Source organism: Arthrobacter sp. Edens01 (assembly GCF_001307035.1).
In the GTDB taxonomy this organism is placed as follows: Bacteria; Actinomycetota; Actinomycetes; order Actinomycetales; family Micrococcaceae; genus Arthrobacter_B.
Genome location: NZ_LKIU01000004.1, coordinates 15,224 through 27,416, shown reverse-complemented (window position 1 = coordinate 27,416; position 12,193 = coordinate 15,224). Strand labels below are relative to the sequence as shown.

Genomic DNA, 12,193 nt, shown 5'->3' with positions numbered 1-12,193 from the left:
CACGATGAATTCGAACGCATCCTGCGCTTCTGGCTCGACCGCGGCGTCGGCGGCTTCCGCGTCGACGTCGCCCACGCCCTCATCAAAAAAACCGGGCTCCCCGACTGGGGCGGCCGCGCCGACGGAGCCTCCAGCGAAGGCTTCCCCGGAGACCAGGCACCCATGTTCGGCCAAGCAGGCATCCACGACATCTACCGCTCCTGGCGCAAAATCCTCGACGACTACGACGGCGACCGCGTGCTCTGCGCCGAAGCGACCATCGACCCCCTCGAACGCCTCACCGACTGGGTCCGGTCCGACGAAATGCACCAAACCTTCAACTTCGCCTACCTCCACCACCCCTGGAACCCCAACGAACTACGCCGCATCATCACCACCAGCCTCAACGCCTTCGACAAAGTCGGCGCCCCCACCACCTGGGTCCTCTCCAACCACGACGTCGTCCGCCACGTCTCCCGCTTCGGGCAGGCCGAGGGGCACACCCGGCCCGGAGACGGCCTGGGACCGGAGGATACCCAGCCGGACCATGACCTCGGCCTGCGCCGGGCAGGCGCAGCGACCCTGCTGATGCTCGCCTTGCCCGGCGGCGTCTACCTCTACCAGGGCGAAGAGCTCGGGATGCCGGACCACACCATGCTCGAGCATGGGCACCGGCAGGACCCCACCTTCCACCGCACCGGCGGCGAGCGCCTGGGCCGGGACGGCTGCCGTGTGCCCCTGCCCTGGGTCGCCGACGCACCCTCCTACGGCTTCAGCAGCACGGGGAAGTCCTGGCTCCCCCAGCCTGACGAGTGGAAGGACCTGTCACGTGACCTGCAGGCCCGGGATCCGGACTCAACGCTCAACGTCTACCGGGAGGCGCTGTCCCTTCGCCGGGACCTCTCGCTGGGACACGGGTCACTGGGCTGGTGGCCTGAACATGATGACAAGGGCGTAGTTTCGCTGGTCAACGGCAACATCCTGGCCCTGATGAACATGGGCACCGAAGCAGTGGAACTGCCTGCCGGTGAGGTGCTGGTCCGCAGCGTCCCGGAGGCAGGCACGAATGGTTTCCTGGCCCCGGATACCTCCGTGTGGATTCGGCTGGGCTGAACACCGTGGAACAGCGGCCCCGCGGGGCTGGCATCAAGGAAGTAGCCGCCCGTGCCGGAGTCTCGGCGGCAACTGTTTCGCGTGCCCTAAGCGGCAACGGAAGGGTTTCGGACGCCACACGCCGAAAGGTCCAGGCGGCCGCCGAGGAACTGGGATTCGTTATTTCCTACAATGCCTCGTCGCTGGCCTCCGGCCGGAGCCGGAACATCGGGATTGTGCTGCCCACAGTGGGGCGCTGGTATTTCTCCCAGGTCCTCGAAGGCGCTGCGTCAGCCCTGATCGAGGCCGGCTACGACCTCACCCTCTACAACACCTCTGACGGACCGGGCCACCGCGAGAGCGTCCTGAAGGAGATGCTGCAGCGCAAGAGACTCGACGCCGTCATTACCGTTGCGCTGCGGCTGACCGAAGAGGAACTTGGCCAGCTGCGCGAGGTGGGCAAGCCAATCGTGGCAATCGGCGGCCCGCTGCCGGATACTCCGACCATCCGGGTCGATGAGTTCAGCATCTCCGCCCTGGCTACCCGGCACCTGATTTCGCTGGGCCATACCCGCATTGCCCATATTGGCGGCGGTGAGGAACTTGTGCGGGACTTCCGCATGGGGAGCACCCGGCAGGACGGTTACCTGCATGCGCTGGCGGAAGCCGGCCTGGGTGTTGAACCCCACTGGCTGCGCAGTTCCGAATTCAGTGTGGCCGGCGGGTACGCCGCGGCCAAGGCCCTGCTGGCAGACCCGGCCGCGTCAGTCACCGGAATCTTCTGTGCAGCCGATGAAATAGCGGTGGGCGCAATCCTTGCAGCGCGGGAGCTGGGGCTCCGGGTTCCGGAGGACATCTCCGTCATTGGCATCGACGGACATGAGCTGTCCGCAGTTTTCGGTCTAACCACTATTGCCCAGGACCCCTCCGGGCAGGGCGCCGCCGCCGTCGGAGCCGTCCTTGCCCTGCTGCGCAAGCAACACGTGGGACGGGACCTGATGGAGGGCTTCTACCCCACGGAGTTTGTAGTTAGGTCCAGTACAGCGGTGCCGCGCGGATCCCAGGGTTCGGCTGCTCCGTAGCTGTGCCGTTCCCCTACAGCTGGATAGGATAACAATGCCGGGTTCACCGGCGTTGAACGGGGGTAAAGGATCGTCAATGCTGGTTTTTCTGTGGGTAGCGGAGATCGTCCTAGCCCTGCTGTACTTCGGGCTCGGAGTCATGCGCCTGGTCCAGTCCTACACAAAGCTGGTGCGGGTGCTGCGCTGGCCTGCCGACTTCCCTGCCTGGGCGGTCAAGCTGATCGGCGTGGCAGAGATCCTTGGTGCGCTGGGCCTGATTCTGCCTGCAGCGTCCGACGTCGCCCCCATCCTCACTCCGATCGCTGCCTCCGCGCTGGCACTGATGATGGCCGGAGCCGTCGCCGTCCACGTTCGCCGGGGTGAACGCCATCGTGTTGCCCTGCCCGCCATCCTGCTGGCCATGAATGTCTTCATCGCTATTGGCCGGTTTGGACCGTATCCGGGATGAACCCGGCCAAGGATCCAGCCGCGCCGGGACCTGCAGAGACAGTCACCCGGCTGTACAGCCTGCTGCCGGGGAGCTTTACCGCTGCCCGGAACCAGGAGGCCGCCGCTGCAAAGAGTTCCGGGGACGCTGAGCTGGGCAAGCGGCTGAAAGCGCTGCCCAAACCGTCGGCTGCGGCATGGCTGGCCAACATGCTGGTCCGTGAGGAAAGCGAAGCGATATCAAGCGTCCTGTCACTGGGTGCCTCACTTCGCGAAGCGCAGGCAGACCTTGACCGCGGGGAACTGCGCCGGCTCAACTCTGAGCGGCACCGCATGCTGCGGGCCCTGGCAGCATCTGCACGGGAGCTGGCGGAGAAACTCGGCAACCCCGTCAGCGCCGCAGTGGCCGCTGAGGTGGAGCAGACTCTTTGGGCCGCCATGACGGACCCGGAAGCCGCTGCGGCCCTGGCCTCCGGCCGCCTTGTCCGGGGTCTGGAAGCCAATGGGTGGGAGCCGGTGGACCTCGACGGCGCGGTGGCGGATCCAGACACAGCCTCACCACTGGTTGCTTCCGGAGCAGCGTCCGGCTCCGCCAGGGGGTCGGCCAGCCGGGGTGCAGGGAAGGAGCCGGCAAAGGAGCCTTCCCGCCGGCAGGAAGCAGCACGGGCCAAGGCCCTGCGCGCTGCCGAGGAAGAGCTTGCGGACGCCCGTGAAGCCGCCGGGGAGGCAGAGCGGCGGCTCGCCGGTGTCCAGTCCGAAGTGGAGGAACAGGTCACGCTCCGCGACGGCCTAACGGACGAGATTGATGATCTTCGCGAACGGATCCGTGAACTCGAGCGCGAAGTCAGCGCCGTCGACCGCCGCCGCGGCGCCCTGGAACGATCCCGGGACACGGCGCGGCGCGAGGCACGGTCCGCCCGGCGGGCAGTTGAAAAGGCGGAAGCAAAACTGGACGGGCTGCGCTGAGTCCAAGCCTGATGCGTGCCGCAGACCCCTGCGAGCGAACCGCTCCAGAACCCGGGCTTATGCCGGCGCGGAAAGCACGCCGAAGCGGCTGCTTATGCGGGCAAGATCAATCTGATGGGCGATACCCGGGAAACTTCCGCGATAGTCGCTGAATCCCAGGACATCCAGGCGGCAGCCGGCGTCGTACAGCACATCCACCAGGTTGCCGAAGCGCTGCCAGGCATACGGGTCCTCGCGGGTGGTGTCCGGAACACCGGATACCACCCAGTGGCTGTACTGCCGGACCAGCACCAGATAGTCCGACGCCGCTGACCGGGTGCCGCACAGTTCGGCGAAGTCGAACCAGATCTGCCCGCCGGAGGCACGGGCTGCCTTCAATGCCACCGTTCCGGGCGTCAGCACTGCTGTTTCCTCCGGGGCTGGATACCGCAGTCCCGCCGCTTCCAAGGCCGCGGCATCCGGTGCACGCAGGTGGTGTCCGGCAGCGAACCCGGAGGTTCCGCGCGGCGCGGCGGAGCGGTAGTCCCGCTCACCGTCCAGGGCTGCCACCTGCAGGTGGGTGGTGAGAAGCTCTATCCCCGGTTCGAACAGGTGGTGGAACATGGGGTCCGGCAGAAGTTCGTGCGGGGCGTAGTTCGACGTCGCCACGAGCACGATCCCGCGCTCGATCACCTGCCGGAGCAGCCGCGTGACAAACGCTGCGTCAGCGGGACCGTTGACATGGAACTCGTCAAAGCACAGCAGCCGGGCATCCCCCAGCAATGCGTCCAGCCCGGCGGCAAACGCGGACTGCTGCGCAAAGTCTTTCCTGCCGTATCCCGCGAAAGTCCGGGCATGCAGTTCGCGGAAGAAATCGTGGAAGTGCAGGCGCCTCTTCTCGGCCAGCGGAACGGCCTCATAGAAGGCGTCCAGGAGCCAGGTTTTTCCGCGTCCGGGAGGACCCCACAGATACAGGGAGCTGTCGGAGGCCGTCTCACCTCCGGAGACGGCGGAGGCGCCTGCGCGGGCCAGAAGTGGAAGCACCCCCAGCTGGGCGTCGTCGAGCTCAATTCCATGTTCTGCCGCGGTGCGAACCAGCGTGTCAGTCAGGATCTCAACAGGCACGGAGGTCATAGAACGGTTATACCGGGGCCCACGTCCCATTCAAAAACAGTTCATCTTCGCTCTGTTACGTCCGCCGGGTCCCTCCCGCCCACCCGGGAGACGGAACGTGAAATGCTGTTCCCGATTGGCGGAGTGATCTGGGGGAACCGTGCAGGAGTTGCTGAGAGTCGTGAATGAGCTAATAGGGGTCCTGGACTTTTGGACGGTCATTCAGGCAACTGCACTGGTTTCAGCGGTCTTCGGCATAGTAATCGTCGCCCGGGCGTGCTGGGACAACACCGGGCTTCCCGCATTGCGGGACCGGTACCTTGAGCTGGTCTCCGAACGGGCGGACGTGTTGAACAACAGAACCGCCGGGCCCGGTGCGCACCACGCCGCCTCCTACGCCCGCCGGCTCACTCTTGCAGTCGCCGACCCCAGGCTCGGTATTCGCACATCCGATGCCAGCTGGCTCCGGCAAGTGAACCGTTTGCGGCAGTCCCGCCCAGGCAGCAGCCAGCGGCAACGCGCTGCCGGGGCCCTGGCACAGCTGCTGAAGCGTCCTGCCCTGGTTTCCGAGCAGGCAGAACTCGTCGGTGCAGCGCTGCGGCAGGTGGAGCCCGCGGTCACGTCCGCGGACAGCCCGAAGGAACTGGCAGCCACGAGACGGCTCTATTCCCAGTCAGCGGGCCAGTTGCTTCGAACCGGCGCCGCCCGCCGTTTCCTGGGAGTGTTTCTTCCCGCGATGGCGAAGTACCTCGATTTTGTTGGCCGCGGCAGCGCACTCGGGCTGGCGGTCGGCGTACTCCTGTCCGGTGGCCTGATCACCGAAAGTCCCGTAGTAGGGGTGCTTACAACCCTCTGCGGGGTCGGCGGGGCCATCATCTATACCGGGCTCGCAATCCGGTGCGACGCCCGGTCCTGGCCGGTGCGTGACGGTCTTCCCCACGCGCTTCGCCGCACGTATCCCGAAGCTTCATTCCTGCTCCGGCTGGCCCTGACTGTCACGGCGGTCCTCCTCGCCGTTGCGATTGTGCGGCTGTAGCCACGCCGCACGCCCGTCGCAGCCCGCCCGAATTACGCCTAAGAAATTCGTGCTAATTATTCGCGCCTAGGGGTGGTACGTTCGGATCTCGGGCACGATCCAATCCGGCACCAAGCACGGGAGGAACCATGACTGACCATGTAGCACCCGTATCCGACTGTTCGGTCCACAACTGCGACTTCAACCACGACGGCTGCACGGCCTATGCCATCACCGTCGCCGGCGCCAAGGACCACGCCAGCTGCGCAACGTTCATTGATACCTCCGCCACGGGCGGACTCCCAAAGGTCCTGGCGACCGTGGGCGCCTGCCAGCGTGAAGAATGCCGTTACAACGACCACCTGATGTGCGACGCGCATGACGTGCGTGTGGGACCGGGTGCCGAGCTGGCAGACTGCCTCACGTACCAGCCGCGTTGATTCCTTCACCCCGGGAGGCCCCTTGACCGCCGCGCTGCTTGGCTGGGACCCCGTCTGGCCGGAGGTATGGCAGCCCGATTACCAAGCGGCGGCAGCCGGCGCAGCGGAGTCCGGATTCTTTCGCGCGGTGTGGGACATCTCCGGGGCTGCAGACGAACTCGAAGCGGGCGCCGATGTCTGGTTCACCGTTCCCGGTGAGCGCGCGGGCGTGGCCGGCCACGGCGTTGTTGTGTCCTCGCCGTACGGGTTCCATGACGAGGACCGCCGTGGCCAAAGGGATCAGCCCGTCTTGGTCGACATCGATATAGATGCTTTGCTGCCCCTGGAGGAACACATTCCCCTGGTGCATCTGCCTCCCGTGCTCGCCGGGCTTTGTCCCGGCGGCGGTGACCTCACCATCCTGGACAGCAGCACGGAAACCGATCTGCGTCATGCCTGGGCCCGGAACGTCAGCAGCACGAACGGGCTGGGCCCGGCGCTGCTTCCGGGATCGCTTCCGCAGGCGGCCGTGCGCTGGTCACTGACCAGCCGCTACGAATCAGACCCGGACGCCGCACGGATCGCCCTGGCGCACTACGGGCCGTCCTGTTCGGTCTGCGGATTTGATCCCGAGACGGTGTTCGGCCGCGAAGGCGCCGGCATCATGCAGGTGCACCACATAGTGCCGGCCAGGCTGGTAACGGATGATTACGACCTGGACGCCGCGGTGGACCTGGTTCCGCTGTGCGGAAACTGCCACGCAATGGCCCACTCCGGTTTTCCAGACCCTTACAGCCCCGCTGAGCTCCGGGCAATGCTCGCCGCACAGGGAGTATCCCCCCATGCCGCACATGTGGCGTCCCCGGGTCCTGAACAGCTGCGCGCCGAGGCTGATGCCCGTGCCCTCCTCGGCCTCGGCGGCCGGGAAAACGACTGGGCTGCCCGCAAGGCCGCAGACTAGACTCGGAAATCACCATGAGCACTCCGAACAGCAGTTCCAAGACCGTGCGCATCGACGCATGGCTATGGGCCATCCGTGCCTACAAGACCCGCTCCGCAGCAACAGCCGCCTGCCGGGCCGGGCATGTGAAGCTGAACGGCAACGCAGCCAAAGCTGCCCAGCCCGTCCAGCCCGGGGATACCATCCGTGTGCGCCAGCCAGGGTTTGAACGGATCCTGGAAGTCCGGGGCCTGATCGCCAAACGCGTCGGCGCTGAGGCGGCGTCGCACTTCTATACCGACCACACTCCTGAACGCCCCGCCGCGCCGGCACTGGGCATACCGCAGCGGGACCGCGGTACCGGGCGCCCCACCAAGAAGGACAGGCGGGAGCTCGAACGGCTCCGGGGAGCCCGCTAGACGCGCGCTAACCCGGCACAATGCTGCGACCGCATTTCCGCCGGTGCAGGCGGGCGGTCTAATGGCGGCGGGATTCCTCCGCACAGGAGCGGCACAGGCGGCGCTCACCGACTTCGCCCTGGTCACAGACCTGCAGCGTCGGACGGTTGAACTCCCAGGTCCGCTGTACCACCTGGCACCACGCCGAGTGGAAGACAGTGCCCCGACGGGTGATGTAAACCTGGCAGTCTCCCAGTACCGGCCGCTGTGGCATCTGCTGCCGGCGGCTGGCATGTACCCATCGGATCCCCGCAGGCGCCCCGGCCTGCGGAGTCAGCACATCGTTGGACGTTCTCCTGCGTGAAAGTGTGTTGTAAGTCCCCATGCGTGCAAGCTTAGGAACCCGTCCCGCAAGTTCAGCCCAAGATACGCACAGTTCTTGCGCAAGTTCTGCGCGCCCGTGTGGCTGCCGCGCCTAGGGTGCTAGCCTCCCAACCCCCATTCCCAGGTTCCCTGCCGTATCCCAGCTTCAGCGGCTATCCTGTCCGCATGCTGAAGAGAGTAGCCCGCAGGATTGCTGCGGCAGCACTTGTTCTTTTCGCCCTCGGTTCAGGTCTGGCGGTCCTGGGTGTCTATGCCCTTCTCTCCTTCGCTGCATGGGCCATCTGGGGTGCTGTGCCTCCGGGATATACGTTTGTACTGGCGTTCGCCGTGCCTCCGCTTGGCATAGCGGCGCTAACCGGTTTGGGCATCGGCGCGGGCAAATCCGCCAGACTGCTCCGGGCGCGCCGGAACCGCTTGTCCCGGGCTGCCGCTGCAGCCTCGTCCCTGGAGGCCGCACAGCTGCGCCGCGACGCAGCACTGGTAGCGTGGTCGCGCTATGAAACCGATGTTTCGCTGCTGATCGAGTACCCGGTCATGACCGACTACACGGATCCGGTGATCCGTGAGGTCATCGTCGCGATGCAGGACATCCGCGAAGCTGAGCGGGACGCTGACCCGGCACGCCTGCACCTCGCCGTCGACCGTTTTGAAGTGGCGTTCAAGACCGCTGAAAACTACGCCCGCCGCTGCGGGCAGTCCCGGCTGACGGACGCGGAGCGCAGCAAGCTGGCCACAGCCCGCGCATCCCTGAACCTGCTGCTCGACGGCAGTGCCTCACCCTCCGAGGTCGAAGGTGCCTACCGCAGCCTGCGGCGCTCGTTGCGCGGCATTATCGATCTGCCCGCACCGGCGGCCGCAGACCTGGACGCCCGTGCACGGGACGCCCGGCGGATCGGTGCCCACAAGGTAGCTTCCTAGGCTTCCGCGGCGGGAACCCGGAGTTCTCCCGCGGCCACGAAGGCAGTGGACGAGCCCGGATCAATTTCCGTCAGTCCCGCATCCACGATGAGGGGCCCGTTCCCGGGGTGCCGGGCCAATTCGCGGAACCGTTCCCCCGGCAGTTCGGTAACCAACGCCGCAGGGCATTCAGCGAACCCCGCTGCCTGTTCCGGTGCCAGCTCCAGATACCAGGCCAGCAGTGCGTGGGCGGCCTGCGCCGCCGCTTTTCCCGTGGACATGGCGAGGTCTTCATTCAGCACAATCAGAGGCGCACCGGGCTGAGCAGGCGCGGGTTCGGCTGCCGGCAGCTGCGTACCTGATACCTGCAGGGAACGCAGTGCACGCGGCATGTCCGCGTAGCGCTGGGGTTCGAATGCCGCAGCCTCGGCCTTGCCAATAACAACCGTGCCCGAAGGCGCCCCGGCGGTGAGCTTCGCAAAAGGTTTGGGACCGGCCCGGCGCACGGTCTTGGTGAACCGTCCGCGGACCCAGTCCAGCCATGCGTCGTCACTGTTCCTGTGCGCGAACGCGAGGACGCAGGCTACGGCAGCAGCGGCCACAGCATCACGATGCGCCGCTGGATCCTCCTTGTCCACGCGCAGAAGGATGGGCTGGACGGTATCGCTGGGTTCCACTCCCCCAGTTTCCCATGCCGTGTCCCCGCCCCGCGGACAGCCCGCCGGCAGGCCCGGCTACCATGAGCGGGTGAGTGTTGAACAAGCTCTTCTCGGCTTTACTGCCGTTGCCGTCCTGCTGACCATCATGCCGGGCCTGGATTCTGCCATGGTGCTGCGGTCGGCCATCAGCCAGGGCCCGAAGCACGCCGTTGCCACGGGACTGGGCATTAACACCGGTGCCTTCGCCTGGGGCGCCGCCGCCGCTGTGGGTATTTCCGCACTGCTCACCGCTTCAGAGGCTGCCTACACTGCGCTAAAGCTCGCGGGAGCCGTCTATATGCTGTGGCTGGGTTCTTCCCTGCTGTGGAAGTCCTTCCGGCGCCGTCATGTCCCGGTTCCCGTGGACGGTGTTCCGGCACCGGCCGGTGAACGGCTGGCAACAGCGTGGGCCAAGGGGCTCGGCACCAACCTGCTCAACCCCAAAGTAGGGGTCTTCTATATTGCGATGATTCCGCAGTTCATGCCTGCCGGGGTCTCGCCCCTGCTGATGGGCCTGGCCCTCGCCGGAATCCACGTGCTGTTGAGCGTTGTCTGGTTCGGGCTGATCATTTCGGCCGCTCATCTGGCCCGCAAGGCCCTGCAGGCTCCGCGGTCGGTGAAGATCACGGACCGGCTGACAGGACTCGCCCTGCTGGGCTTCGGCACGTCCCTGGCCATAAAGCACTAGCGCCGTCCCGGCGGTAACAAAACGGCATCGCACCCCCTATGTGCGTCTGACTAGGGCAGACGTCACCCCACACCTCCTGCTAGGTCTGGTGGGACGGAGCAAAGACGCTTCGCCCCCACGAGACAAGGAGCAATACATGAAGTACCGCCTGCTGCCCGTTTTTGCCGCGGCTGCCCTCCTGGCCACCGGATGCACAGCCTCCGCGTCAGAGGAGCCGCCCGCCTCCGCTGACGAATCCGGCACCGATTCCCGGCTGGCTGAGATCACCGAGCGCGGAACACTGCAGGTCTGCACCACCGGCGACTACCGGCCCTTCACCTACAAGGATCCGGACACCGGTGAGTGGAGCGGGATCGATATTGCCATGGCGCAGGACCTCGCAGCCAGGCTGGACGTCGACGTCGAGTTTGTGCAGACCAGCTGGAAAGACCTGATGCCCGATTTCCTGGCCGGCTGTGACATCGGAGTGGGCGGTGTGTCCATCTCCCTGGCCCGCGCCGAGCAGGCGTTCTACACGGACCCGGTCCTGGACGACGGCAAGACCCCGATCACCCTCTGCGGCAAGGAAGAGCTCTACGACACCGTGGAGGAGATCAACACTCCGGGCGTCCGGTCCATCACCCCGATTGGGGGCACGAACGAGATCTTCGCGGACACGCACTACCCCGACGGCGAGATCATCCGTTTCGAGGACAACAACACGATCTTCGATGAAATCGTCGCCGGCAGAGCGGATGTGATGACCACCGACGCCGCTGAGGTGAAGTGGGTCGCCAACGAATACCCGGAGCTCTGCGCCGTGGACCCGGACAACCCGTTCAACTTCTCGCAGAAGGCCTACCTGCTGCCGCTCGGGGACACGGTGTTCCAGGAGTACGTCAACCAGTGGCTGAACCTCGCCGAGAATGACGGCACGTACGACGCTGCCAAGGAACCCTGGTGGGGATAGCTAGCTGCCCTGGGTCCAGGTGCTGCCTTCGGTGAACGGGTTGAAGAGCAGCCGGCCGAACATCGCCAGCCGGGCCGGCTGCCCTTCTCCGCCCTCGTCCAGGCGCTGAATCACGTAGCGATAGAGCTTTTCCTGAAGTACGTGTGCTTGGCCTTCAGTGAACGGACCGTGTGCCAAGGCGCCGATCTGCTTCTCCAGCTCAGGCAGGCTCTCCAGTCCAGGTTCATCCGGTGCCATGGCGATGCCAAACGCAACGTCAAGAAGGACGCTGGCCTTCTCGGCACCGGTCGAGTCGGGATCGGCTTCCACTGTCTGCAACGTTCGCTCCGCCGCGGCCCGCGCCGGCCCGTAGGCCTCCAGCCTGAGCAGGAAGTTCACGAGGGCCGTGCCGGATTCATACCCGCTAACCGGGCCGGCAAGCCACTCCTGGAGTGCGTGCCGGCACAAGTCGTCACCGGCCAGATACAGGAACTGCGCTGCATAGCCGGCGACGTCGCTGCGCTGGCAGCGTTCGGGATGACTCGTTCCCCGGGGGAACCCGCCGAGGGCCGCCATGGCTACCTGGCGCACGTCTTCGGCCAATTCCCGGTCCTCGTCCCGTTTCTTCAGGGATCCGAACTCATCACAGTCCGAAATTTCCTGGAAGTACCAGTACAGTTCCCGCATCAGATATGGCACCCATGCGCTGCCCGGACCATACTCCTCGACCGCGAGGAAGAATGCCCCGGTAAGGTACATGGGGTCCAGGGGCCGGCGGTGGTCCCATCCGGCGTCGTAAACGTGGACTGCCACCTCGCGGTCGTGGTTAAGTGCGGGAACAGATTCAGCGAATTCCCAGGCCCTTTCGCACAATGCCCGGCCTTCACCCGTCTCTCCGTAGCCGGCGTACACCTTGGCGGCCTGAAACACGGTCATGATGTACAGCTTTGGCTGCGGTATCCCCTGACTTTCCATAGCGCGGATCGTATGAATAAGATCCGCGGGCTCCTGCAGAGGTCCCCCATAGTTTTGATTCCCCATCGGGAAAGGGTACCGCTGCCTGCGCGTTTACTGCTCGCGATAGGCCTGATGCGGCCCCGCCTGCCCGGAACAGCTCCACTCACGCTTAAAAAACAGGTGCCGGCCCGGAGCCGGTGATTCCACCCCCATGGAAATCACCGGCTTCGGC

At 65.8% G+C, this 12,193-nt stretch carries 14 protein-coding genes; 11 read left to right on the top strand and 3 right to left on the bottom strand.

Annotated elements, in window-relative coordinates; genetic code table 11:
• From AO716_RS05070 to AO716_RS05055, 4 genes are all read left to right on the top strand, one after another.
• Positions 1–1,092 (top strand): alpha-amylase family glycosyl hydrolase (locus AO716_RS05070; protein WP_268753556.1); only part of this gene is annotated, 1,092 nt, incomplete at its 5' end.
• A complete protein-coding gene (locus tag AO716_RS05065) occupies positions 1,074–2,153 on the top strand; it encodes a LacI family DNA-binding transcriptional regulator (protein WP_235472002.1) in 1,080 nt (359 codons plus the stop codon). The genes AO716_RS05070 and AO716_RS05065, both read left to right, overlap by 19 nt.
• 76 nt (positions 2,154–2,229) lie before the next feature.
• On the top strand, positions 2,230–2,601 hold the full coding sequence (locus AO716_RS05060; protein WP_055239889.1) for a DoxX family protein: 372 nt from the start codon (positions 2,230–2,232) through the stop codon (positions 2,599–2,601).
• Positions 2,598–3,545 (top strand): hypothetical protein, encoded by a 948-nt coding sequence (locus AO716_RS05055; RefSeq protein ID WP_055239888.1) that lies wholly within the window; start codon positions 2,598–2,600, stop codon positions 3,543–3,545. The genes AO716_RS05060 and AO716_RS05055 overlap by 4 nt, the downstream gene beginning before the upstream one ends.
• Before the next feature lie 57 nt (positions 3,546–3,602).
• On the opposite strand, the gene zapE is transcribed toward AO716_RS05055, so the two are convergent.
• Positions 3,603–4,658, bottom strand: coding sequence for a cell division protein ZapE (gene zapE, locus AO716_RS05050; protein ID WP_160317908.1), 1,056 nt, complete (start codon positions 4,656–4,658; stop codon positions 3,603–3,605).
• A 160-nt stretch (positions 4,659–4,818) separates the two neighbouring features.
• Here zapE and AO716_RS05045 point away from each other — a divergent pair, with 160 nt between their 5' ends.
• The 5 genes from AO716_RS05045 (at position 4,819) to AO716_RS05020 (ending at position 8,711) form a co-directional block, all read left to right on the top strand.
• Positions 4,819–5,673, top strand: coding sequence for a hypothetical protein (locus AO716_RS05045; RefSeq protein ID WP_055239887.1), 855 nt, complete (start codon positions 4,819–4,821; stop codon positions 5,671–5,673).
• 128 nt (positions 5,674–5,801) lie between these two features.
• Entirely contained in the window at positions 5,802–6,092 is a 291-nt protein-coding gene (locus AO716_RS05040) for a DUF1540 domain-containing protein (protein WP_055239886.1), read from the top strand.
• Positions 6,093–6,114: 22 nt separating this feature from the next.
• Positions 6,115–7,032 (top strand): HNH endonuclease, encoded by a 918-nt coding sequence (locus tag AO716_RS05035; RefSeq protein WP_055239885.1) that lies wholly within the window; start codon positions 6,115–6,117, stop codon positions 7,030–7,032.
• A 14-nt stretch (positions 7,033–7,046) separates the two neighbouring features.
• A complete protein-coding gene (locus AO716_RS05030; protein ID WP_055239884.1) occupies positions 7,047–7,430 on the top strand; it encodes an RNA-binding S4 domain-containing protein in 384 nt (127 codons plus the stop codon).
• Between the two features lie 528 nt (positions 7,431–7,958).
• On the top strand, positions 7,959–8,711 hold the full coding sequence (locus AO716_RS05020) for a hypothetical protein (RefSeq protein ID WP_055239882.1): 753 nt from the start codon (positions 7,959–7,961) through the stop codon (positions 8,709–8,711).
• On the opposite strand, the gene AO716_RS05015 is transcribed toward AO716_RS05020, so the two are convergent.
• A complete protein-coding gene (locus AO716_RS05015) occupies positions 8,708–9,367 on the bottom strand; it encodes a peptidyl-tRNA hydrolase (protein WP_055239881.1) in 660 nt (219 codons plus the stop codon). The two genes, AO716_RS05020 and AO716_RS05015, sit on opposite strands and share 4 nt — an antisense overlap.
• A 70-nt stretch (positions 9,368–9,437) precedes the next feature.
• Here AO716_RS05015 and AO716_RS05010 point away from each other — a divergent pair, with 70 nt between their 5' ends.
• Together AO716_RS05010 and AO716_RS05005 are read left to right on the top strand one after the other, a co-directional pair.
• Positions 9,438–10,076, top strand: a complete 639-nt coding sequence (locus AO716_RS05010) for a LysE family translocator (protein ID WP_055239880.1) — start codon at positions 9,438–9,440, stop codon at positions 10,074–10,076.
• A gap of 136 nt (positions 10,077–10,212) precedes the next feature.
• The gene (locus tag AO716_RS05005) at positions 10,213–11,025 is read left to right on the top strand and encodes a transporter substrate-binding domain-containing protein (protein WP_055239879.1); all 813 of its coding nucleotides are present in this window, start codon (positions 10,213–10,215) and stop codon (positions 11,023–11,025) included.
• Here AO716_RS05005 and AO716_RS05000 read toward each other — a convergent pair whose 3' ends face one another.
• A complete protein-coding gene (locus AO716_RS05000; protein ID WP_152969866.1) occupies positions 11,026–11,940 on the bottom strand; it encodes a hypothetical protein in 915 nt (304 codons plus the stop codon).
• Positions 11,941–12,193: the final 253 nt, after the last annotated feature.

What these genes read in the sequence shown, in the direction of transcription:
- AO716_RS05040 (WP_055239886.1), top strand. Translation starts at nt 5,802, where the DNA reads ATGACTGACCATGTAGCACCCGTATCCGACTGTTCGGTCCACAACTGC.
- zapE (WP_160317908.1), bottom strand. Translation starts at nt 4,658, where the DNA reads ATGACCTCCGTGCCTGTTGAGATCCTGACTGACACGCTGGTTCGCACC.
- AO716_RS05055 (WP_055239888.1), top strand. Translation starts at nt 2,598, where the DNA reads ATGAACCCGGCCAAGGATCCAGCCGCGCCGGGACCTGCAGAGACAGTC.
- AO716_RS05020 (WP_055239882.1), top strand. Translation starts at nt 7,959, where the DNA reads ATGCTGAAGAGAGTAGCCCGCAGGATTGCTGCGGCAGCACTTGTTCTT.
- AO716_RS05030 (WP_055239884.1), top strand. Translation starts at nt 7,047, where the DNA reads ATGAGCACTCCGAACAGCAGTTCCAAGACCGTGCGCATCGACGCATGG.
- AO716_RS05060 (WP_055239889.1), top strand. Translation starts at nt 2,230, where the DNA reads ATGCTGGTTTTTCTGTGGGTAGCGGAGATCGTCCTAGCCCTGCTGTAC.
- AO716_RS05005 (WP_055239879.1), top strand. Translation starts at nt 10,213, where the DNA reads ATGAAGTACCGCCTGCTGCCCGTTTTTGCCGCGGCTGCCCTCCTGGCC.
- AO716_RS05000 (WP_152969866.1), bottom strand. Translation starts at nt 11,940, where the DNA reads ATGACCGTGTTTCAGGCCGCCAAGGTGTACGCCGGCTACGGAGAGACG.